The 22017-nt window shown below is 39.2% G+C and carries 25 protein-coding genes; 24 read left to right on the forward strand and 1 reads right to left on the reverse strand.

Going from position 1 to position 22017, the window contains the following annotated elements:
* Position 1: 1 nt before the first annotated feature.
* The 22 genes from BLW54_RS09240 (at position 2) to BLW54_RS09345 (ending at position 18021) form a co-directional block, all read left to right on the forward strand.
* On the forward strand, positions 2-1399 hold the full coding sequence (locus BLW54_RS09240; RefSeq protein WP_074734197.1) for an anthranilate synthase component I family protein: 1398 nt from the start codon (positions 2-4) through the stop codon (positions 1397-1399).
* Positions 1396-2004, forward strand: coding sequence for an anthranilate synthase component II (locus tag BLW54_RS09245; protein ID WP_074734200.1), 609 nt, complete (start codon positions 1396-1398; stop codon positions 2002-2004). Before BLW54_RS09240 ends, BLW54_RS09245 begins: the two co-directional genes overlap by 4 nt.
* A 94-nt stretch (positions 2005-2098) precedes the next feature.
* Complete coding sequence (locus BLW54_RS09250; protein ID WP_074734202.1) at positions 2099-3541, forward strand: MFS transporter; 1443 nt, start codon at positions 2099-2101, stop codon at positions 3539-3541.
* Between the two features lie 102 nt (positions 3542-3643).
* Positions 3644-4909, forward strand: coding sequence for a condensation domain-containing protein (locus BLW54_RS09255; RefSeq protein WP_074734205.1), 1266 nt, complete (start codon positions 3644-3646; stop codon positions 4907-4909).
* A gap of 100 nt (positions 4910-5009) precedes the next feature.
* Positions 5010-5741 carry an SDR family NAD(P)-dependent oxidoreductase gene (locus tag BLW54_RS09260; RefSeq protein ID WP_074734208.1) on the forward strand — a complete coding sequence of 244 codons (732 nt, stop codon included), beginning with the start codon at positions 5010-5012 and terminating at the stop codon, positions 5739-5741.
* Between the two features lie 163 nt (positions 5742-5904).
* Complete coding sequence (locus BLW54_RS09265) at positions 5905-6603, forward strand: 4'-phosphopantetheinyl transferase family protein (protein ID WP_083391499.1); 699 nt, start codon at positions 5905-5907, stop codon at positions 6601-6603.
* Between the two features lie 902 nt (positions 6604-7505).
* Entirely contained in the window at positions 7506-8087 is a 582-nt protein-coding gene (locus BLW54_RS09270) for a cupin domain-containing protein (RefSeq protein WP_439330196.1), read from the forward strand.
* A gap of 200 nt (positions 8088-8287) precedes the next feature.
* A complete protein-coding gene (locus tag BLW54_RS09275; protein WP_208598919.1) occupies positions 8288-8548 on the forward strand; it encodes a metal-sensitive transcriptional regulator in 261 nt (86 codons plus the stop codon).
* Positions 8549-8636: 88 nt separating this feature from the next.
* Positions 8637-9116 carry a DsrE/DsrF/DrsH-like family protein gene (locus BLW54_RS09280; RefSeq protein WP_074734210.1) on the forward strand — a complete coding sequence of 160 codons (480 nt, stop codon included), beginning with the start codon at positions 8637-8639 and terminating at the stop codon, positions 9114-9116.
* A gap of 71 nt (positions 9117-9187) precedes the next feature.
* Positions 9188-9487 carry a rhodanese-like domain-containing protein gene (locus BLW54_RS09285; RefSeq protein ID WP_074734212.1) on the forward strand — a complete coding sequence of 100 codons (300 nt, stop codon included), beginning with the start codon at positions 9188-9190 and terminating at the stop codon, positions 9485-9487.
* A 12-nt stretch (positions 9488-9499) separates the two neighbouring features.
* Positions 9500-10072, forward strand: a complete 573-nt coding sequence (locus BLW54_RS09290) for a sulfurtransferase TusA family protein (RefSeq protein ID WP_074734214.1) — start codon at positions 9500-9502, stop codon at positions 10070-10072.
* Between the two features lie 27 nt (positions 10073-10099).
* Positions 10100-10498 (forward strand): DsrE/DsrF/DrsH-like family protein, encoded by a 399-nt coding sequence (locus BLW54_RS09295; RefSeq protein WP_074734217.1) that lies wholly within the window; start codon positions 10100-10102, stop codon positions 10496-10498.
* Positions 10499-10516: 18 nt separating this feature from the next.
* Positions 10517-11650, forward strand: coding sequence for an MBL fold metallo-hydrolase (locus BLW54_RS09300; RefSeq protein WP_074734219.1), 1134 nt, complete (start codon positions 10517-10519; stop codon positions 11648-11650).
* A 19-nt stretch (positions 11651-11669) separates the two neighbouring features.
* Positions 11670-11897: a sulfurtransferase TusA family protein gene (locus tag BLW54_RS09305; RefSeq protein ID WP_074734222.1), complete on the forward strand. Its 228-nt coding sequence runs from the start codon at positions 11670-11672 to the stop codon at positions 11895-11897.
* Between the two features lie 55 nt (positions 11898-11952).
* Positions 11953-12732, forward strand: coding sequence for a sulfite exporter TauE/SafE family protein (locus tag BLW54_RS09310; protein ID WP_074734224.1), 780 nt, complete (start codon positions 11953-11955; stop codon positions 12730-12732).
* A 275-nt stretch (positions 12733-13007) separates the two neighbouring features.
* Positions 13008-13571: a class I SAM-dependent methyltransferase gene (locus tag BLW54_RS09315; RefSeq protein WP_074734226.1), complete on the forward strand. Its 564-nt coding sequence runs from the start codon at positions 13008-13010 to the stop codon at positions 13569-13571.
* A 58-nt stretch (positions 13572-13629) separates the two neighbouring features.
* Positions 13630-14019: a DUF302 domain-containing protein gene (locus BLW54_RS09320; protein ID WP_074734228.1), complete on the forward strand. Its 390-nt coding sequence runs from the start codon at positions 13630-13632 to the stop codon at positions 14017-14019.
* A gap of 203 nt (positions 14020-14222) precedes the next feature.
* On the forward strand, positions 14223-14879 hold the full coding sequence (locus BLW54_RS09325) for a hypothetical protein (protein ID WP_074734231.1): 657 nt from the start codon (positions 14223-14225) through the stop codon (positions 14877-14879).
* Positions 14880-15623, forward strand: coding sequence for a cytochrome c biogenesis CcdA family protein (locus BLW54_RS09330; protein WP_074734234.1), 744 nt, complete (start codon positions 14880-14882; stop codon positions 15621-15623).
* Positions 15624-15639: 16 nt separating this feature from the next.
* Positions 15640-16236, forward strand: coding sequence for a TlpA disulfide reductase family protein (locus BLW54_RS09335; protein ID WP_074734236.1), 597 nt, complete (start codon positions 15640-15642; stop codon positions 16234-16236).
* Between the two features lie 38 nt (positions 16237-16274).
* Positions 16275-16955, forward strand: a complete 681-nt coding sequence (locus tag BLW54_RS09340; protein WP_074734238.1) for a response regulator transcription factor — start codon at positions 16275-16277, stop codon at positions 16953-16955.
* Positions 16945-18021, forward strand: a complete 1077-nt coding sequence (locus BLW54_RS09345) for a sensor histidine kinase (RefSeq protein ID WP_074734240.1) — start codon at positions 16945-16947, stop codon at positions 18019-18021. Before BLW54_RS09340 ends, BLW54_RS09345 begins: the two co-directional genes overlap by 11 nt.
* Positions 18022-18403: 382 nt before the next feature.
* Here the strand turns inward: BLW54_RS09345 and BLW54_RS09350 are convergent, their stop codons facing one another.
* On the reverse strand, positions 18404-19333 hold the full coding sequence (locus tag BLW54_RS09350; protein WP_074734242.1) for a DMT family transporter: 930 nt from the start codon (positions 19331-19333) through the stop codon (positions 18404-18406).
* 128 nt (positions 19334-19461) lie between these two features.
* Between BLW54_RS09350 and pdxR the strand changes: the two genes are divergently transcribed.
* Positions 19462-20850, forward strand: coding sequence for a MocR-like pyridoxine biosynthesis transcription factor PdxR (gene pdxR, locus BLW54_RS09355; RefSeq protein WP_074734244.1), 1389 nt, complete (start codon positions 19462-19464; stop codon positions 20848-20850).
* Positions 20851-20916: 66 nt separating this feature from the next.
* Positions 20917-21816: a DMT family transporter gene (locus BLW54_RS09360; protein ID WP_074734246.1), complete on the forward strand. Its 900-nt coding sequence runs from the start codon at positions 20917-20919 to the stop codon at positions 21814-21816.
* Positions 21817-22017: the final 201 nt, after the last annotated feature.

Here is a 22017-nt window from a genome sequence, read left to right on the forward strand (position 1 = left end):
CATGAACAAGCAAGAACAGATACATTCCTGGGTGGTTGAGCGTTGTGAAGTTCCTGGGGCAGCATCGGTAGCTCGAGTCCGTAAGTGTTTATTAAACTTGTTTCCCCAATCGGCCTTGTTTGAAACTGGTAATGGTTTTGAAGAAATCGATGGTCAGGAAACGACCTTCATGGTTGACTTGCTCTTGGATATTACTCTTGTGGATGGGATTTGGCGTGTATATGGAAGTGGACCTTTTGAAATGATTGCTAATGAATGTAGAGACGTGATAAGTGACGATACACAACCTTTGTGGGATCGCCTTAGAAATGTAACAAAAATTCTCGCGTTGCCAGAGGATTACCCTCTTGTGTTGGTTCTAGGGTATAGTGCAGCTCGTTTTGTTGAAAATCTACCAGGTATGTCCATTGAGGAAGGGGAACCTGAAGTAGTAGTCCGAGTTTATAGACACATTGTTCGTTATGATGCTGAAGGACGTACACAAATTGATGTTTTAAAAAGTAAAGTTGATTTTATTCCAGATACTAAAAAATTAATCCAAGCCATTACAAACCCAGAATTGTCTCAAATCTCTAATGATTCTTGGGATGTGGGAGGTATTGAGGACCTAACAGATCGCAAAGTCTTCTTTTCTGCTGTTAACCGTGCCAAAGAGTATATTCGCAAAGGTGATATATACCAAGTGCAATTGTGTCGGACTGCAGTATCAAGTGCGACTATCCCTCCAGTGGATCTATACGAAAGACTAGCAAAAATTAATCCAGCTCCTTACATGTATTACCTGGACCTTGAAGACAGGCATGTAGTTTCTTCTAGCCCCGAGCTCATGATTCGTATTAGTGATGGTATATCTCAGGTTCGACCAATCGCAGGAACGATGGATCAGAAAAGTCAGGGTGGCAGTCGCTTGGACCATATTCCAAAAGAGGCAGCTGAGCATTTAATGCTTGTTGATTTAGCCCGTAATGATTTAGCTCGATGTGCTATTCCAGGGGGGGTAAACGTACCTTTGTTCATGAAGTTGGATGCATATGGACCACTACTTCACTTGGTATCCACTGTTGAAGCCCCTGTCCGTAAAGGTTGTGATATTTGGGATTTGATTGAAGCCAATTTCCCTGCGGGGACAATGACAGGCGCACCCAAGGTTCGTGCCATGGAGATTATTTCAGAACTGGAGGATACAGCTCGAGGATTGTTCACTGGTTGCGCTGGATATATAAAAGGAAGTAATAATGGAGTGCTAGCCTTAACTATCCGAACAATTGTAGGAGACTCAGGGCGCTATATGTTACGAGCAGCTGCTGGTGTTGTCTCTGACTCTCGGGCCTCGGCTGAATGGGACGAGGCAGGTGCGAAAATAAGATCATTTGCTAGATCGATAGGAGGGAACAAATGAGAGTTTTATTGATAGATGCCTTTGATAGTTTTGTATTTGTTATTGCACAATATTACGAAAAGCTTGGTGCACAAACAAAAGTGGTCCGTGTAAATGATGAACCGATAGGGCAATATCAGCAGTGGCAACCACACCTTCTAGTACTTGGTCCTGGGCCAGGGACACCTGAGGAACATGGCTACCCTGAAATCATACGTACAGCAGGTGATAAACAAGCTATTTTTGGGGTATGTTTAGGGCACCAAGCCATCGGGGAGTTTTTTGGTTGGCAACTTAATAATGCACTTACTATCGAGCATGGCAAGAAAGCGCAAGTTCAACATGACGGAAAAGGTATCTTTCATAATGTTCCATCATCATTTTCTGTAGTACGTTACCATTCACTTACTCTCACAGATCCTGGTGATGAAACAGACCTAATTAATACAGCAACGACCGAAGAAGATTGGGTAGTAATGGGGGTTCGTCATAAAACAAGACCAATAGAAGGCGTACAATTCCACCCTGAAAGTATCGGGACAGAACACGGAATTGCAATAGTTCGAAACTCATTAAGGTTAACTAATCAATATGTTAATGACGAGGAATTACTCCCTGTATTTTAGTTTCTCTCTAATGAAAAATAATAAGTTTTACTGGGGTGTTATGGTTTCACCCTAGACAAGATAATATTAGATAAAAAGATTGGAGAATGGAAAAATGAAACAATCACCTAAAAAAGATTTTATATACGAGCAGCGATGGAAGGCACTTGCTGTTATCTCTGTTATTCAGTTCATATTATTGCTTGACGCAACTGTGGTTAACGTGGCATTACCAAATATCAAGGAAGAATTAGGATTCACCGCATCTTCTTTAACATGGGTAGTAAATGCTTATTTAGTGGCTGCTGGTTCGTTCCTACTGTTAGGTGGACGAATTGGTGATGCTTTTGGATTAAGACGTACATTACAAGTAGGTATTATAATTTTCGGTGCTTTTTCACTTCTAGCAACTTTATCTTCTAATGCGAGCATGCTCATTTTAGGACGTATTGGACAGGGAATTGGTGAGGCCCTTGCAGCAGCAACTGGCTTAGCAATTGTCTCTTTATTATTCCCTTCGGGTCCTGAACGTGGGAAAGCATTTTCAATTTGGGCTGCTCTGGGTGGGATAGGTTCAATAGTAGGTGTTATGCTATCCGGTTTACTAACAGAGTATTTATCTTGGCGGTGGGTCTTTGGGATTAATGTTCCAATCACTCTAATTTTATATGTAGCTGTAATGGTGATTGTTCCAAAGCTATCCAATCAAGCATCTACTCGTCTGGATTTTGGAAATGCAATTGTACTGGCAACTTCTGTATCTATGATAGTAGTTGGTACAATTGGTTCCGGAATTCAAGAGGTAATATGGTTACGAATTGCATTAATTGTCCTTGGATTATTGGGTATTATTGGGGTTCTTAGGCGCTGCAAGCGATCAGAAGGCGGAATTATACCTGCCAGATTAATGACCCGATCACCAAGAGTAGTTGGTTACGTTATTGTTGCAATTTTAGCAGGTACATCTGGTGCCTTATTCTATCTGGGTGTTCTGCAAATGCAAGATTTAATTGGCATGACGCCAATGCAGACAGGTTTGGCTTGGCTTCCATTTTGTATTGGTTTTTTCCCAGGCTTATTCCTCTTTCAGTTTATTATTAGTAAATGGAGTTCACGGACTGCAGCACTTGTTGGTCTTACGATTTCCTCTTTAGGTTTCATAATGTTTGCTTTTGGAGTAACTTTAGAAAGTTATTGGGTTGGTATGATGCCTGCTATGATTGCGACATCGGTTGGTTTTGGCTGTGTCTCACCTGTTTCTCAATCCCTAGCAACTTTAGATCTATCTGAAACAGACGCAGGAGCTGGTTCAGGGATTACAACCACAATCCAACAAATTTTCCAGGTTTTTGGCATTACCATTTTTGCGGCAGTAGCTATCGGCATTACTGAGGGAACTGGTGTCACGACAATAAAACCTGATGGATTCATTGTTTCATTCGGTCTTGCAGCTGTAGCAATGATTTTGGGTGCAGTACTTATCTTGGTTAAGGGAAGTGCTCTAGCATCAAATACTGAAAGATACAGTGAGAACACAATTAGGGAAGTAAAAACTTAATAAGGAAAGCTCACCAGCAATATTTAAGAACATAATAATAGAGTCATAGATGCTAGCCAATACTTCTGTTCCAGTTAATAATTATAAAAGGAGGATAAATTAATGCCCCAAGATTACTTAGTTAATATAAGGGAAAAGCAAATAACTATTCCTAGCACTGCGGGACTGCGTGAAAAATGGACCGGGGCGATGCTAGATCCAACTGGCCGCGCTTACGCTGGAGCAATACGCATTGACTTCTCATTGAATTGCGACAAAGAAAAGGTCATTAACATCGTTACAGACACATTGGCTCAATTCCCAATTTTAGCAGCCCAATTTAAGATGGAAAATGATATCCTTGTCGGATACGCGCCAAAAGAATCTGTTTTACGTGAAACACTTAAGGAGCACTTGAGTACTGAGGATACATGTATTTCTGATGAAGCATTTCTTTCTTATTGTGCAACAAAAGCTAGCGATCCGGGACTAAGATTAGCGTCAAATACGGATGATACGGGGTTCCACTTATGGGTTGGATTTTGGATTTACACATGTGATGGAGCATCAATTGACTTACTTATTGATGAAATAGCTAATCGTTACATGGGAAGAGCTCAAAAGTCGTTTAAAAGCTGGACCGAATATACTGAGGTGGAAATAAACCAATCATTAAAGAGAGAAAAAAGCAAACACTCTGATGAAGTTTATCCTGTGCCTGGCCCATACGGCATTGATGCAGTCCGTGCAACACCTCGTGTGGCTGTAGGACAATCGAAGAGCGTTCAATTTAGCTCTTCTGTCCCACGTAGTATGGTTTTAACCTGTGCAAGAGCCTATCGTGTTACACCTTTCGTTTTATTGTTCGCAGCCTACCAACATGCAATCAGTGCTGTTAGTGAAAAGAATACTATTATCACGGGTGTTCCGTTTGTCAATAGACAAAATCCGGATGATTTCACAGTGGTAGGCCCTTTATCCAACACAATACCGATTACAACACATCATAAGTCGCACGAATCTCTGGCGTCAGTAGTTAATAAAGTTCAGCACGCGGTTTTAGAAGCAGCAGGAAGACAAAGTCTCGAAATAGCTGCACTTTATCCGGAAGGAATTACATCTAGGAACGTAGGGTACGATCTTCCTTTCCCTCAGCTTTTCAATGCATGGAATTCTCAACGTGAGGGAGCCCAAATCTCTCTGGGTAATTCTAAGAGTATGAGACTTAGCTTACTACCTAATGATACGTATAGAGCAGGGTTTGAAATTACCCTTGATGATAGCTCTGAATATATCTCCGGTAGGATTGATATGGACACTCAGGCTTATGGTAAATTTGCCGATAAAGTAATCGAACAAATGATGGCTGGTTTAAAAAGCCTCAACTAAAGTTTAAAAGTCTTTCAAAAAAATGCATCATAAGTTTACAAATGTAAATTAGGTAGTAAACAGTTTTATCCATACTGCAAAGATTAGAGGAGTGGTTCTTATGAAAGGGCATGTAGCAGTTGTAACAGGTGCAGCTAACGGGATTGGACGTGCTGTCGCAAAAAAATTTAGAAAAAATGGTTACAGAGTTGCATTACTAGATAAGAAATTTAGCAGTAAATACTCTCAAGATGCTTCGTTGTGTTATGAAATTGATGTCACAAATAGTGAACAGGTAAGAAGAGTGTTCCAAACTATCAACAGTGAGTTGGGTGATATAGACATACTCGTCAATGCAGTGGGGGGAACATTACATACAAAATCGATAGAGGCAATCGAAGATAGTGATTGGAATGCAACTATTGATTTAAACTTACGGACTGTATTTAATTGTACGCGTGAAGTAATTTCTGGAATGAAGAAGCATGGTTGGGGGAGGGTGGTAAATATATCCGCTGTCGCTGGAAGAACTTCTACTTTCTTTGGTGGAGTAGACTTCACTGCTTCCAAAGCAGCTTTAATTGGTTTTACAAGACAATGCGCGTTTGAACTCGCCCCTTATGGTATCACTGTAAATGCAGTAGCTCCTGGACTGACGCTTACAGAGCGAGTTGGGGCCATGTGGGATGAATATTCAGAAGAGAAGCGAACATCTATATTAGAGCAAATTCCCGTAGGGCGTCCTTCAACGGTAGAAGAACAAGCTGACACAATTTGTTTTTTATGTAGTGAGCAAGCATCTTACATATGTGGTTCTACACTAGACATTAACGGGGCGATGTTTGTCGGGTAATTGAAATTATTCAAATTGTTGACGTCTTTATGGGGAGTGTATTTGTCTGCTAAAGTCTTGTAATTTTAAAAACTTTATTTTTCTATGATGCAAAAAACCGTACAAAATAGAAGTAAGTTTGTTCTCTCCACTTAATAATTTATTTATAAGATAGGTAGATTAAATGAATATATATGCAGTTAAAGTACCAAGTGGATTAGCTAGTGACAAATTCCATTTTTATTTAAACAAAGTTTCTTTAAAGAGACGAACAAAGATCGTGAGGTATAAAAGACAAGAAGATGCCATTAGAAGCATTTTTGGCGAACTACTATTATATGCAATTGTTGAAAGAGAGAAAGGTATTGGAAGTGACCTTCTATCATTGTCATACACTATATACGGTAAACCTTACTTTAGAGAAATATCAAGCTATCACTTTAATATTTCACATTCAGGTTGTTGGGTAATTGTTGGAACTGATTCTCAACCAATTGGTGTAGATATTCAATTGATGAGTTCTATAGAACTTGATGTAGCAGAACAATTTTTCTCCATAAAAGAAAATCAATACTTGAATTCTCAATTAGAGCATGCCAGGTTGTCCTCTTTCTATGACCTTTGGACACTAAAAGAAGCATACCTTAAAGCTATTGGAAAAGGACTCTCAGTACCTTTAAACTCTTTTACTATTGGGATTGACGAAAATAAAAGGTTTGTACTGCTTACTAATAGTCAGTTAAGTCAAGGCCCCTTTTGGTTTAAACAATTTGATATTGATCCAGATTATAGGCTATCTGTATGTTCTATGTCCAATAGCAAAAAAAATATAATAACTAAATTTGATTATAACGACTTAGTACCTTCTTCTCTTATTGTTTGAATAATTCTAATACAATGTTTTGTCGGTATTTCTTTAGCTTTTCTATGAATGTCAAACTATTTTTAGAGAATCCGTTTATAAATATTGGATCAAGTTCTGCTCTACAAAGCATTCTTTCAGTTTTTCCCATAGACTACTAAGACATTTCGTCCAAAACATAATAATTTGGACGCTACATAAAAAATATCAGCAAGTACTCATGAAATTGCCATACTTAATTTGGTCAATCTTTAACACAAGCCTTTGACTCATCATTGTAGATAAGTGAGTATAGTGTATTTAAAAAAATGTAGGTTTCGACAATCGGGACAACTATATTATTCTGTGTATGAATACAACATGCATGGAGAGGTGGTTAAGTTAGGTTGATTAGCTATAACAAGTCCCAACTGGTTCATTGCAATATATCCTTAACCGCGGACAGAGACTCCATAGCAAATTATACTTACCTCACCATATTATTGATTGTCATTTCCTACATTTCTTGATTCCCAAAAACAATGACATACTTCATGACATACTATTGTTGATTATTCTATAGATACTAATACAAAATGATTGAACTTCAGTACTTATGTAATACAGATTTCGCTATTTATACGCTGCTTTTTTATTGTATTTATCCCGGCGAAGCCGTGGGCGGCATGATGTGATAGCGCCCAAAACCCTTTCAATATAAAGTTTGAGAACAATTTCACTGGAATTTGGTGGTTTTAAAATCATTAATCTACAGGCCTCTCAAGAGTTTAAAAAATTTTGAGAGGCATTTCTTTTATTCTTAAATATGAGCCGGGAGGTATCTTTTATAAATCAGTTACTATCTTTCTGAGAGGTAGCTGTTAACATTCCAAGTGTATGGGCATATGATGGTTTATAATCATTTGCCCATGGAGGAATGTCGTGTGAATAACTTTTCTTATATGTATCCTTACCCGAACGCCTATGCTAATATGCCCATGTTTAATGGTAGAAGTATGATGGGTCCTGATGACTGGCATATGGCAAATAGAACAGGTTTTGCAAACCAGTATTGGCCATATCCAAACGTGCAGGGGTATGCCGGAGTGATGTTTCAAGATCATGGCAAAGAGCCCTTTGTAGTGAATATTAACCAAGCTACTCAGCAAAACAATACGTTTCGTACTACCATATGGACTGGAGACCATTTGCAAGTAACACTAATGAGTATTAACGTTGGAGAAGATATAGGCTTGGAGGTTCACCCTGATGTGGATCAATTTTTACGTATCGAAAAGGGGCAAGGATTTGTTCAAATGGGTAATAGCGAAGATAATTTAAACTTCATAAAACATGTCGGTGATGACTCTGCTATTATGGTGCCTGCTGGTACATGGCATAATCTAACCAATACAGGCAATACGCCGTTAAAGCTTTACACAATCTATGCACCGCCTGAACATCCATTTGGTACTGTTCATGAATCAAAAGCAGATGCAATCGCTGCCGAAGAAAGCCAAGGCTAATCATTAAAAAAAGATTTTGCCATGATGAAGAGCACAATTTTAGAGTGAGAGTTGTGCTCTTTAGTTATCTTTTAAGTTCATAAAGATTAAAACGTCACTATTCTTTATGATTAAAAAGCATAAATCTAGACAAAGCAAATATGATCCGATACAATACATCGTATAGTATATATAAACCAACTTATAAAGGAGATATAGAAATGGAGTTTTCACAGGATTTAAAATTACGATTAAAGCGGGCAGAAGGACAGGTCCGTGGCGTGCACAAAATGATGGAGGAAGAAAAAGAATGCAAAAATGTTATCAGTCAGCTGTCTGCAGTAAGATCGGCCGTTGACCGCACGATCGCCACAATTGTTGCTGAAAATTTGCAACGATGCATTCAAGAACAGGCGGACAAGGGAGAGGACACTACGAAAGTAGTTCAGGAAGCCATCGAATTATTAGTCAAAAGCAGATAAGAAAAAGTTAAGAAGCAATTAGATTTGCTTTTTAATTTTCGTCTGTTACCATACCCATAGATGTATAAGTATGAAAGGGGAGGCGAACATGTCAGATCAAAAGAAAACAACGATCGTTTTGTTTAGTGGTGATTATGATAAGGCGATGGCGGCGTATATTATTGCCAATGGAGCTGCAGCCTATGACCATGAAGTAACGATTTTTCATACGTTCTGGGGGTTAAATGCCCTGCGCAAAGATAATAAAGTGTCAATGAAGAAAGGGTTTATGAACAAGATGTTTGGGAAGATGATGCCTAGAGGTGCCGATAAAATGGGGCTTTCTAAAATGAATTATTTAGGGATGGGGCAAAAGATGATCAAAAATGTTATCAAGAAACACAATGCCATGCCTCTACCTCAATTAATAGAAATGGCACAGGAGCAAGATGTGAAATTGATTGGTTGTACGATGACTATGGATTTACTTGGCCTTCAAAAAGAGGAGCTCCTTGACGGTATTGAATACGCGGGGGTTGCTGCTTATATTGGAGATGCAGAAGAAGGTAATGTTAATTTATTTATATAATTTTTTGGAGTTATTATACCCATACATGTATAAGTAATAGATGGGATATAGAATTAATAGGAGGGAAAGTTATGAAGGAAATTACAGCAAAAGAGCTAGAGAAGAAAATAAGAGATGGAGAAAAGGTAAACATTATTGATGTGCGAGAAAATAAAGAGGTAGCACAAGGGAAAATTCCTGATGCCCAGCATATACCGCTAGGGCAAGTGCAGGATCGATTGGATGAAATCGATAAAGAACAGCATCATTTTATCGTTTGCCGTTCCGGTGGTCGAAGTGGAAAAGCATGCGGAATATTAAGCAAGCGAGGGTATGATGTAACCAATATAGCTGGCGGTATGCTTGATTGGTCGGGAGAAATAGAGAAATAGGGAGGTATTCACATGAATATTGAAGCAAATGAACGATTAGATGCTAAAGGATTAGCGTGCCCTATGCCGATTGTCAAAACGAAAAAGGCATTAACAAACTTAGAACCAGGGCAAGTCATTGAAGTTCAAGCAACAGACAAAGGGTCTACTGCCGATATAAAAGCCTGGGCGGAAAGCACAGGACATCAATACCTTGGTACGGTTGAAGAAAGGGAGGTATTGACACACTATGTGCGTAAGGCAAGTGAATCCGAAAAAAATGGAGAAACAAAACACGAGGATGTTACAGAACTAGAAGATCTTCGAAGTAAAGTAGATGGAGATGAAGATCTATCGATTTTAGATGTACGTGAACCAGCAGAATTTGCTTTTGGTCATATTCCGGGAGCTATCAATATACCCTTGGGTGAACTTGAGGAACGTTTTGAGGAATTAAATGAAGATGATGAGCTGCACGTCATTTGCCGTACAGGTAGCCGCAGTGATCTAGCTGCCCAAAAGCTAAGTGGTAAAGGATATAAACATGTAAGAAATGTTGTTCCGGGTATGGCTGAATGGGAAGGTCCAACTGATAAAACTAATTAAAAAATATATTTGTGGAGGGATAAAAACATGGCAAATACGAAAGTCGCAATTATAGCAGCTAATGGAAGTCTCTTTGATGCGTATAAGGTATTTAATGTAGCTACAGCTGCTGCAGCATCCGATGCAGAGGTAGGAATATTCTTTACGTTTGAAGGGTTAAACCTCATTCATAAAGAAGGGCACAAAAGTTTGCCTCTGCCAGAAGGGAAAGAACACTTCCAAGAAGGGTTTGAAAAAACAAACGTTCCCTCTATTGAAGAGTTAGTCGGGATCGCTCAAGAAATGAATATTAAATTAATTGCTTGTCAAATGACCATGGATGTTATGAGTTTAGAAAAAGGTGATTTTGTTGAAGGAATTGAAGTAGGCGGAGCTGCTTCGTTTATTGATTATGCGAAAGACGCTAATATGTCATTAACATTTTAAGTAAGGGAGGAGAAACAAATGACTGTAAAAACGATCACAACAGGTGAATTAGCAAAGAAAGTTGTCAATCATGAAGAGACATTGATATTAGATGTTCGGAATACGGATGAATTTGATGATTGGAAAATTGAAGGCGGTAAAGTCAAGGTTTTTAACGAACCCTACTTTAATTTGCTCGATGGGATTGAATCTGTAGAAAGGGACTTGCAAAAAGACCAAGAAGTGATCGTCGTATGTGCGAAAGGCGGGTCTTCCCAAATGGTTGGCGAATTACTTGAGGAAGCTGGCTATTCTGATGTTTATTCCCTAGAAGGTGGTATGAAAGCCTGGAGTGAACACTTAGAGCCAACAAAAGTCGCTGATTTAAACGGCGGAGGAAGCCTTTATCAATTTGTCCGTCTTGGAAAAGGTTGTCTCTCCTATTTCATTGAATCTGATGGAGAAGCTGCGGTTATAGATGCCAATCGAATGACGGAAATCTATGAAACCTTTGCAAAGGAAAAAGGTGTGAACATTAAGCATCTGATCGATACCCATTTACATGCGGATCATATTTCTGGTGGACGCCAATTAGCGGAAAATGCCAAAGGCACGTATTATCTACCACCAAAGGACGCAACAGATGTTACGTTTGACCATACAGCTCTTCAAGAAGGCAGAGATATAGTTGTAGGGAATACGAGGGTAAAAGTACAACCGATTTATTCACCGGGTCACACACTTGGAAGTACGTCCCTCATCATTGATGACCAATACCTTCTTACAGGAGATATCCTGTTCATTGAGTCCATTGGTCGTCCTGATCTAGCAGGAAAGGCAGAAGATTGGGTTGGAGATCTGCGTGAAACATTATATAAACGATACAAAGAACTCTCTAATGATTTGGTAGTGCTCCCTGCTCACTATTCCTTTGCCAAAGAACTTGGCAAAGGTGGTAAAGTGTCTGCCCGATTGGGAGATCTTTATCAGAAAAATTCGGGTCTTCAAGTCGATGATGAAGGTGAGTTCAGGAAAATGGTGACGGATAACCTTCCGCCACAGCCAAATGCGTATGACAAGATTCGCCATACCAACATGGGGAAAGTAAATCCGGATGAAGAAGAACGTAGGGAAATGGAAATTGGACCCAACCGTTGTGCGGTTCACGGGTAATTAAAAGGAGGAGAAAATCATGGAAGCAGTAAAAACATTAGATGCAACAGGCTTGGCTTGCCCAATGCCAATCGTCAAAATAAAAAAAGCTATTCAGGAATTAAGCTCAGGGGACGTATTAGAAATTCATGCAACGGATCAAGGAGCTAAAAGTGATCTAGCGGCATGGGCAAAATCAGGTGGCCATGAATTATTAAAAGATACAGAGGAAGATGGCGTACTGAAATTTTGGATTCAAAAAGGCTAAGAGTGAAACAAAAAGGGGAGGACCGTGTTCTCCCTTTTTACTAAGGGGGAAGAGGATGGAACTAACGTTTATTTTAACGATATTTCTCATTGGCTTTACAGGATCCTTATTGTCCGGCATGCTGGGCATCGGTGGTGCCATTATCAATTACCCCATGTTACTCTATATTCCGATCTTGTTTGGATTTGAGGGATTAAGCGCTTACGAAGTATCCGGTGTTGTGGCTGTGCAAGTGTTTTTTGCGACATTATCTGGTGTTTGGGTCTACCGAAAAGGCGGATATTTAAACAGGAGTTTAATTGTAACCATGGGGATCAGCATATTAATTGGAAGTTTGATCGGGGGATTTGGATCACGACTCTTAACAGAGGAAGGTATCAACCTGGTATATGGGCTATTGGCGATCCTCGCTAGTGTGATGATGTTCGTCCCCAAAAAAGGCACAGATAAAGCCAATCATGAAGAGCTTCATTATAACAAGTTCGTCGCGGCTGTTTTAACCTTTGCTGTTGGAATTGGGGCAGGCATTGTCGGTGCAGGAGGGGCTTTTCTCCTTGTTCCTATCATGTTAGTCCTATTAAAAATCCCAACCAGAATAACCATTGCGACTTCATTAGCTGTAACGTTTATTTCATCTATTGGTGCCACAACAGGGAAAATAGCGACAGGGCAAGTTCCGTTCCTTCCAGCCCTTGTTATGGTGGCAGCTAGTTTAATTGCCTCACCGTTAGGAGCAACTTTAGGTAAAAAAATCAATAGCAAGTATTTGCAAGGTATATTGGCATTATTAATTTTTGCTACAACCATTAAAATCTGGTTCGATATCTTGTATTAATCTTGAACGGTCTCAATATAGGATTCAAGGGCAGGGTGATATTCTTTTTCGTAATGCCCCTTAGGACAGGATTTAACCACCTGGCTAGAGAGTAAACTTGTTCGATTTACTGTTAAATGTTCTTTGCATTGAGGGCATTTGTCTTTAAATAGATTCTTTATCGTCATGTATTTTTAACCCCCCTCAAAAGAAATGTGAAAAAGCTCATCTGCTTACTTGGTATTATAACAGGAAATTAAACATGATAAAAACGTTAGATTGGAGAAGTGAGAAGCATGGGAGGACATCGATTTAATCCTGAAAAAGCTGATAAATTGTTAAGTGAAGACAGACAACAACAATTACCCTATAAACAGTTCATGAACATGCTGGAGTTAAAAGAACGTGACGTTGTAGCCGATTTAGGTGCTGGAAATGGTTATTTCACTATACCTATGGCCGAGCATACAAAAGAATCTGTCTTTGCCTTGGATATTGAGCCTACAATGATTGAGATGTTAAAGAATCGGGCAACAGAAGCCCAGGTTAACAATATTGAGTATCTCGTTAGTGATTTAGAACATATCCCAATTGCCTCACAAACGATTGATAAAGTGATGGTCTCCCTAGTTATTCATGAAGTTCCGAGTATTGAGAATGCCTTAATTGAAATTAGGCGAATTTTAAAACCGGGTGGACTCGTTTTGTTTATCGAGTGGGAAGCAATTGAAGCAGACGATGGTCCACCAATCCATGAAAAAATTCCTTCAGAGGAATTGTCTGAGGCCTTACAAACTCAGGGCTTCGACACAACAATCTTTCAACTTTATTCAAGTCATTATGCCATTAAGGCAAAATGAGTTTAAGAGGTTAGGGTAAAGGGGACCTTATACAAAGTATTAGAAAGGGGACAGTACAGTGTTTCATTATACAGTGGAAGCCAATCAAACAGTTGATGAATCAGTAAAGGTATTGGAAGAGGTACTTAGAGAGGAAAAGTTTGGCGTTCTTTGGGATTTCGATATCAAAGATACTTTGAAGAAAAAGGGATTCGAATACGATCAGAACTATAGAGTCCTTGAAGTTTGTAATCCAGAGGCGGCAAAAGAAGTTTTAACACAAAACTTTATGGTCGGTTACTTTCTTCCTTGTAAGATTGTTGTGTATGAAGAGCAAGGAAAAACAAAAATTGGGATGCCTAAGCCAACAACACTCATTGAGCTAACGGGGGATGAATCATTAAAAGCATTTGCAGAAGATATTGAGTCTAAGCTTGTTGCATGTATGGACAAAGCCGCCAATAATTAATATCACTGCGTTAGAAGATAAATGGATAATGTTTGAATTAGAGCCTCATTTCACGGTTTATAATCGCGAAAATGGGGCTTTTTTTGCGCGCGGGTTATACCTCAATCATTATTACTTTTTTTAAATACACTTATTTTCATGAAACTTTCACATTCCAGTTTTATGATATACATAATTTGATTTATAAAGGAGGGAGTTCAACAGTGCCAACAGCTTGGGTGATAGGTCCTCTGATTATTAAAAGCTCCTTCATAGTACTTTTGGGGAGCTTTATACTAGGCTTTTTCTTTTTTCGAATCATTGGTCCCTTTTCAAAGTTAGAAACAAAGCAACGATTAAATGAACTAATTTCCCTGCTTATTGTATTTGTCATTTCACTTTGGATTGGAAAGATCATAATCAACTTTTCTACATTCTTAAGTGATCCACGTGCGATACTAGCCTATCCAAGTAATTCAGAGGCCTTTTATATTGCGCTATTATTCACTTTAATATATACCGAGTACAAATTAATTGATCACTATCAGGAGTTTCTAGTTCTACTCCTATCATTTATGTACGTTTTCCTATCTGCTTCCTTTGTTAATGAATTTATTCACATCACCTGGGGGTATGGTGTAGAGGATTGGGGCTACCTAATGTTATTGGTTACCCTCTTGATTGTCCTGATCCTGCTTCAGGGCAAGATAACAATTGCACAACTGACGTCTGTCAGTATTTGGGGATGGAGTCTGGGGCAGTGGTTCCTATCCGTTTTTTATCAGACAAGTGTTTTTCAATTTGACTTAGACCAGTGGTTTTATAGCGTTCCTTTTATTAGTAGTATAATACTATTTTTTTATAGAAAGAAGGTTACATAAATGGATGCTGCAGCTGATATTACGATATGGCTTGCCTTAGGTGCGGGTATTCTGTCTTTCCTCTCCCCGTGTACTTTGCCTATTTTCCCAGCGTACCTATCTTACATTACGGGGATGAGTGTGAAGGAAATTCAGCATCAAAATGAATGGAAGATACGCAGCAAATTGTTGTTGCATGCTGTTTTCTTCTTGCTTGGTGTTTCGATGATTTTTATTAGCCTGGGTGTAGGTGTCTCCTTTTTGGGACAATGGATCCAAGGACTGTTATCAGGTGAATCTGGATTATTCCTCCAACGGATTGCTGGTCTTTTTATTATCATTATGGGACTTTTCGTTGCAGGGTGGCTCCAAGTGACATCGTTTATGAAGGAAAAACGTTACCACTTTTCTAAAAAGCCAGTTGGGTATTTAGGGACTATCTTCGTTGGAATGGGTTTTGCAGCAGGGTGGACACCTTGTATTGGTCCGATCTTTGCATCAATTTTAGTTGTAGCTGCCAGTAACCCAACACAAGGAGCCTTGTACACAATCATGTATGTCATCGGTTTTTCGATTCCGTTTTTGATACTAACCTTTTTCCTTGGATCCACAAAATGGATTGTACGGTATAGCCAAAAAATTATGAAAGTAGGGGGAGCCGTTATGATTGTTATGGGTGTACTTCTATTTACAGGGCAAATGGCACGCTTATCTAACCTTTTATTGCGGCTGGTACAAGATAGTTGGTTCTCTAACTTAGGATAAAAGGAGGGATTTACACATGAAAAAGACGTTAATTATCACTGTTATGATTGGAATGTTTGGATGGGCAGTGTATGATCTTGCTTTTCAAGCGGATTCTATATCAAATCCAAATACAAATGAAGAAATGGAACAAGAGGTACCTGACTTTTCTAATGATAAGGTGAACAACACTTCCGGTACAGAAGCTTCCGTTGGCCTAAACATAGGTGATATCGCTCCCGACTTCAAGCTTCAGACGTTAAAAGGTGAGAACGTAAAATTATCAGATTACCGCGGAAAACGAGTAATGGTGAATTTTTGGGCTACTTGGTGCCCTCCATGTCGAGCTGAAATGCCGGATATGGAAAAATTCTATCAAAATAAGGACGTGGTAATTTTAGCTGTTAATTTGACTCAGACAGAGGGCAATTTGCAGGAGGTGAAAGACTTTGTGAATGAGTATAGGTTATCGTTTCCTGTATTATTAGATAATGAAAGCAAAGTGGCTATGAATTATGAAATACGCCCGATCCCAACTTCTTTTATGATTGATTCAAATGGAATCATTCAACACAAAGCCCTGGGTGCGTTAAATTACGAACGTATGGTTCAAGAGTTCAAAAAGATGAAATGATCCTCTCTTGTTAAGTACAATAAGGTGGAGGTGATCCCATGAAACAAACCATATTAGTTGTAGAAGATGATCCATTAATCCGTGAACTTGTTAGTATTTACTTAAAAAAAGCCGATTATGAGGTAATAGAGGCTTCTGATGGGGAAGAAGCAAAGAAGGTCTTTTTAACTTACCATCCATGTTTAATAATTCTCGATTTAATGCTGCCTAAACTGAGTGGGGAAGCATTGTGTAAATGGGTTCGGGAACAGGAACAAAATGAAGTGTCGATTATCATGGTCTCTGCTAAAACACGTACAAATGATAAAATTAATGGATTAAAATTAGGTGCGGATGATTATTTAACAAAGCCGTTTGATCCAGAAGAACTTGTCGCACACGTTGAAGCAGTTCTGCGGAGAACGGGACAGTTTTGCCAAAAGATTGTCTATGAAGGCCTATGCATAAAGCCGCGAAAAGGAGAAGCTCTACTTTACGATAAGCCACTTAGTTTGACCAAACATGAATTCAATCTTCTTTATCATTTTATGGAAAATCCAAATGTGGTTCTTTCGAGAGAAGCATTAATTCATCAACTATACCCCTTAGCTGATAAAACGATTTTGGATCGTACCATTGATGCACACATTAAAAAGCTTCGGGTAAAAATCGAGGATAATCCTGCATTACCAAAACGTATTTGTACTGTTCGAGGAATGGGGTATAAGTTTGTTCAATAAAATATCATGGCTTCCAAAACGATTTTTATGGCGTCTAACCCTTTTAAATATAGCTGTTGTTTCTGCTTTTATCGTTCTTAGTAGTTGGGCTATTTATAACACGGCTTGTTTTTTAGTCGATGGAATGGCATTTATGAATGTCGATAAACAGGCCCAATTTAATTCAACTCTCTTTCATTACTTATGGGTTTTCAGCCTTACGGCGATTGTTGTTGGTAGTATGATCCATTTTTACTTAACAAAAAAACTGATACATCCGTTAAGGGAGTTGATTGAGTCCACTAAAAGTATGAAACGAGGCCATTACCCAGCTCCTATTGAAAGTAACTCCAAGGACGAAACAGGGGAATTAATAGGACACTTTAATGGGTTAGTCAGGCAATTACAAAACAATCACCAACATCGACAAAAGCTAGTATCTGACTTATCGCATGAATTCCGTACGCCCTTATCTAATTTAAAAGGATACCTTGGTGCTTTAAAAAATGGTGTGATTGAAGGTGATCAACACCTGTACCAATCGCTTTATGAAGAATCCCAGCGTCTTACCAACATGCTTGAACAGCTGGAGCAATTAAAGGAATGGGATTATGTCTCACACCAATCTTTTTCCGCAAAGGAAGCTGTGGATATGGCTTTATTAATTGATCAGTCCGTAGAGATGTTTCGATGGCCTCTAGAGAAAGTAGGGGTTTCAGTAGATGTTCAAGCAGATCATGGGAAGGTGAATGTCTATAATGAAGGGATCCAGCAGGTTATCAGTAATTTGCTCGACAATGCCATTCGTTACTACCAAGGTTCTGGCCCAATTGTGATCAAGGGTAAATTACAGGAGTCCGAATACAAGGTTTCCGTTGCGGGTCCGGGTCAACCTATACCGACAGAAAAACAGAACAAAATATTTGAGCGATTTTATCGAGTGGATTCCTCTCGTAACCGCGAAACAGGAGGGACAGGGTTAGGGCTAGCGATAACAAAAGAAATTGTAGAACATCATAATGGAAGGGTTGGCGTCAGTTCAAGAGGTGATCATCATACCTTCTGGTTTATTTTACCTCTTTGTTAATATTGATTACCAAGGACTTCTCAGCAAAGGGCATTCTTATTATAAAACACCAATATGTAGATCCGATAATTTAGCAAAGTTAAGGCATACCTGTCCCTAAAAAGTATTTACAATCTGATATTTTAATTTTTAGGAGCTGACGATTCTTAAACAGAGCATAAACAATTAGAAATAAAGTTGCGGATAGAACACGCATTGTAACAACTTGTGTTGGTGTAAAGCCTATTTCATAGAGATACGTTACAAATACACTGACTATTCCTCATAACGATGCCCCGGCACTAATTAATAACAATGTGGATTTGTTTTCCATCGGTCTATTCCTCCACTGTAATTTTTTATGTCTTTTTATTACTTATACAAATGAAGAGACAGACGCCCCTCAGGATACTTTCTGTGTCGCTGCATAAAGTTCATCCTCTTTCTTCGGTATGGTTAAGAAAATGACAGCAACAATAATGCAAATACCTCCTAACAGTTGGTAGGCTCCGAATGATTCGTTTAACCAGGTCACTGAAATGATTGCGGCCACCAGAGGTTCAATGCTAGCTAAAATGCTGGTTTCTGTTGGAGATAGGTATTTTAAGCTTCCTATATAAAATAGAAATGAAAGAGTTCCGGTTAAAATAATTAGGATCATCATAGAGAAAGTGTTGATGGTTAATGTTTCGGTTAGGGAGTAAACACTAAATGTTTGATGAGATAAAAATAATACGATCCCTCCAATGAACATACCCCAGCCGACAATGACTACGGTCCCCCACTGGTTGATAAGAGACGCAGGATGGAGTGTATAGAAAGTAAAACCAAGCATCGTCAGAACACCAAAGACGATGGCTTTTTTTGATAACACAACATGCTCCACTGATCCGTTGGTAATCAAAAAGTAGAGTCCCGTTAAGGCTGTAATGATAGCTAGGAATTGCGTAAGAGATGGCAGTCTTTTAATCTGAATGGCGACGTAAATGGTGATCAAAACGGGTCCAAAGAATTGAAACAGCATCGCAGTGACGGCATTGCTTACGTGGATGGCTTCAATGAAGGCATATTGAGCTCCCAGCATGCCAAAAACTGCAAAAATAATAAGTTGGATCCAATCACGGGGGTGCTTCCAAATCTCGAAAACATTCTTCTTACGGAAAAATAGGTAACTCAAGATAAAAAAACCTGCTAACAACAATCGAACGACCAAAAAGTTTATGGATGATAATTCAGTATGATGAAAGAGCCATTGAATCATAGGACCGGACAGTCCCCATAACGTTGCGCCACTAATAATCATAATAAGACCTATACGACGGGATTTTTTCATGATGGAGTCCCCCTTGTTATTCTTTCTTGATTTTAGCAAAAAGAACTGGTTAATATGGATGTATTATAATTAAAAACTGATGCTATTGTAAGTATCAGTTTTATAAAAAGTAATGGGGTCAGTAATATATGTTGGAATTAACACCGAAGCTTAATCCTCATGGTGGAGAACCGTTATATGAACAGTTATATCACCATATTAAACAAGAAATGGAATTGGGAAATTTAACATCTGGGACAAAGCTTCCTTCTAAGCGAAAGCTATCTCATCATCTGCAAATCAGTCAGAATACAATTGAAACAGCTTACGGACAGCTTGTTGCGGAAGGTTACATAGAAGCACGCCCCCGCAAAGGGTTCTTTGTATGTGAAATGGAACAAAACCTATACGAGATACAGAGAAGCGTCCAGTACGTAGAAGAAAGATTATACGGTGACCATGATTTTACCTATAATTTTGCTTATACAGGGGTGGATACCGATTTATTTCCATTTGGACTATACCGTAAGTTAGCAAGTGAAGTAATACAAAACGATAATAAAGCTGTGTTAATGATGGGGCACCCGCAAGGTGAATGGGAGCTGCGACAAACCATTGCGGAATATATATACGAATCCCGTGGTGTGCGATGTTCTCCAAGTCAAATTATTGTCGGAGCCGGGACGCAATATTTAATGAAAATTTTATTTCAGCTGCTGCAAGGAAGTACTTTTGCTGTGGAAGATCCTAGTTATCACCGTAAAATGGTTACGTTCGAAAAGGAAACAAAGCATGTAGAGATGGTCCCGCTCGATGAAGACGGGGTGCTTATCTCACATTTAGAGGAAAGCGAGGCGGATGTGGCAATTGTTACACCCTCCCACCAATTTCCATGCGGGATGATTATGCCTATTTCAAGGCGAATGCAGCTGCTAAATTGGGCGGAAGAGAAGGAAGAACGTTATATAATTGAAGATGATTATGACAGTGAGTTTCGCTATAGAGGGAAGCCAATTCCGGCATTGCAAGGGTTGGACTCAAATGACAATGTGATATATATGAGCACATTTTCTAAAGCGTTACTGCCATCGTTGCGTATAAGTTATATGGTTCTGCCTAAACCGCTTGCTCAAGTGTACCAAAAAGACTATTTCTTTTATGCGCAGACTGTTTCACGAATTGATCAGGAAATTTTACAGAGGTTTTTACAGGAGGGGTACTGGGAAAGACATATCCAGAAAATGAGGGGTGTCTATCGTAAGAAAAGAGATGCACTTGTTTCAGCGATTTCAACATATTTTCCGGAATGCGCCGAAATCATTGGTCAAGACTCGGGCTTGCATATATTGGTACGTGCCAACAATGGCATGACAGAGCATGGACTCATTGCACAGGCGGCAATATACAGTGTAAAAGTATACCCTGTTTCGGATTATGGGATGAATGATAACAAAACAGTACTACTTGGCTTTGCGGCTTTGTCTGAGAAAAAAATACAGAAAGCCGTTCAGCTGTTGTCGGAAGCATGGTTTGGGTAGATGTTAAATAAATAGTAGGCTAAGCTCATCTTCTAGATAAGAAAATAGGATTGGGAGGGGAAACCAATGAACTCAAAGGCTTTCTTTATGGCATTCATCACAATTATGATATGGGGATCGACTTTTGCTGCTATTCGTGCCAGCTTACATGGCGGCTACACTCCAGGACATTTAGTCCTTATACGTTATCTTATAGCGTCAGGAGCTTTTCTCCTTTATGCTCTGTGGCCAAGCGTCCACTTTCGGTTACCGAAAAAGGAAGACCTAATCAATATCTTCATCCTTGGATGGATTGGTATTAGTATCTATCATCTAGGGGTAACGTTTGGTGAACAAACCATTTCAGCCGGAACAGCAGGAATGCTGATTGGTTCAGCTCCAGTCTTTACTGCATTAATTGCTGTCATGGTATTAAAAGAACGTCTGGGCTTTTTTGGGTGGATAGGTCTAGGGATTGGTTTAACGGGGATTATATTAATTACCCTTGGATCCGCAGGTCCAGCCTTAGACATCTCCGGAGGAGCATTTCTAGTATTAATGGCCGCTGTCGCCACATCAATATTTTTTGTATTTCAAAAACCTTTCTTAAAACGTTATCGTCCGATTGAATTGACGGCTTATTTTACATGGGCGGGGACGTTACCATTTTTTTGTTTCTTTCCCGGACTTTTTCAATCCGTTCAAACCGCAACGATGGAAGCCAATCTATCAGCCCTTTATGTCGGCATTTTCCCCGCGGCGATTGCTTATGTCACATGGGCAACTGCTCTTTCGTTAGGTAACGCTAGTTCCGTTACTAGTATGATGTATTTGGAACCAGCGATAGCGATCCTCATTGCATGGATTTGGCTTCATGAGTGGCCCAGTACCCTTTCCCTTGTTGGGGGAATTATTGCAATTTCCGGCGTAATTATCGTTAATGGGTTAGGAAGAAAGTCTCGAACGCCAATAAAGAACACAGTATAAGAATTGAATAGTTATGATCAGATTGAATTGTTTTCGCCTTAGGAAGCATACGTAATTAATCTATCAAGCGAGTGAATCCAATCATTAGTCTAGGAAAGCATATGAAAATTGTCGTGTGCAACTCGGTCTATTTTCCGTGTCGCGCAAAAAGGTGTTATATTTGAGGACTTATATTAATGTACTATTCCAGATAGGAAACAT

Origin of the sequence: Halobacillus karajensis (genome assembly GCF_900108515.1) — a bacterium.
In the GTDB taxonomy this organism is placed as follows: Bacteria; Bacillota; Bacilli; order Bacillales; family Halobacillaceae; genus Halobacillus; species Halobacillus karajensis.

Excerpts from the sequence above, each read along its gene's own strand:
- BLW54_RS09310 (WP_074734224.1), top strand. The coding sequence starts at position 11,953 with ATGGAACTAACGTTTATTTTAACGATATTTCTCATTGGCTTTACAGGA.
- BLW54_RS09280 (WP_074734210.1), top strand. The coding sequence starts at position 8,637 with ATGTCAGATCAAAAGAAAACAACGATCGTTTTGTTTAGTGGTGATTAT.
- BLW54_RS09340 (WP_074734238.1), top strand. The coding sequence starts at position 16,275 with ATGAAACAAACCATATTAGTTGTAGAAGATGATCCATTAATCCGTGAA.
- BLW54_RS09315 (WP_074734226.1), top strand. The coding sequence starts at position 13,008 with ATGGGAGGACATCGATTTAATCCTGAAAAAGCTGATAAATTGTTAAGT.
- pdxR (WP_074734244.1), top strand. The coding sequence starts at position 19,462 with ATGTTGGAATTAACACCGAAGCTTAATCCTCATGGTGGAGAACCGTTA.
- BLW54_RS09350 (WP_074734242.1), bottom strand. The coding sequence starts at position 19,333 with ATGAAAAAATCCCGTCGTATAGGTCTTATTATGATTATTAGTGGCGCA.
- BLW54_RS09360 (WP_074734246.1), top strand. The coding sequence starts at position 20,917 with ATGAACTCAAAGGCTTTCTTTATGGCATTCATCACAATTATGATATGG.
- BLW54_RS09290 (WP_074734214.1), top strand. The coding sequence starts at position 9,500 with ATGAATATTGAAGCAAATGAACGATTAGATGCTAAAGGATTAGCGTGC.
- BLW54_RS09300 (WP_074734219.1), top strand. The coding sequence starts at position 10,517 with ATGACTGTAAAAACGATCACAACAGGTGAATTAGCAAAGAAAGTTGTC.
- BLW54_RS09255 (WP_074734205.1), top strand. The coding sequence starts at position 3,644 with ATGCCCCAAGATTACTTAGTTAATATAAGGGAAAAGCAAATAACTATT.
- BLW54_RS09265 (WP_083391499.1), top strand. The coding sequence starts at position 5,905 with ATGAATATATATGCAGTTAAAGTACCAAGTGGATTAGCTAGTGACAAA.
- BLW54_RS09245 (WP_074734200.1), top strand. The coding sequence starts at position 1,396 with ATGAGAGTTTTATTGATAGATGCCTTTGATAGTTTTGTATTTGTTATT.
- BLW54_RS09250 (WP_074734202.1), top strand. The coding sequence starts at position 2,099 with ATGAAACAATCACCTAAAAAAGATTTTATATACGAGCAGCGATGGAAG.
- BLW54_RS09330 (WP_074734234.1), top strand. The coding sequence starts at position 14,880 with ATGGATGCTGCAGCTGATATTACGATATGGCTTGCCTTAGGTGCGGGT.
- BLW54_RS09285 (WP_074734212.1), top strand. The coding sequence starts at position 9,188 with ATGAAGGAAATTACAGCAAAAGAGCTAGAGAAGAAAATAAGAGATGGA.
- BLW54_RS09295 (WP_074734217.1), top strand. The coding sequence starts at position 10,100 with ATGGCAAATACGAAAGTCGCAATTATAGCAGCTAATGGAAGTCTCTTT.
- BLW54_RS09260 (WP_074734208.1), top strand. The coding sequence starts at position 5,010 with ATGAAAGGGCATGTAGCAGTTGTAACAGGTGCAGCTAACGGGATTGGA.
- BLW54_RS09240 (WP_074734197.1), top strand. The coding sequence starts at position 2 with ATGAACAAGCAAGAACAGATACATTCCTGGGTGGTTGAGCGTTGTGAA.
- BLW54_RS09275 (WP_208598919.1), top strand. The coding sequence starts at position 8,288 with ATGGAGTTTTCACAGGATTTAAAATTACGATTAAAGCGGGCAGAAGGA.
- BLW54_RS09335 (WP_074734236.1), top strand. The coding sequence starts at position 15,640 with ATGAAAAAGACGTTAATTATCACTGTTATGATTGGAATGTTTGGATGG.
- BLW54_RS09305 (WP_074734222.1), top strand. The coding sequence starts at position 11,670 with ATGGAAGCAGTAAAAACATTAGATGCAACAGGCTTGGCTTGCCCAATG.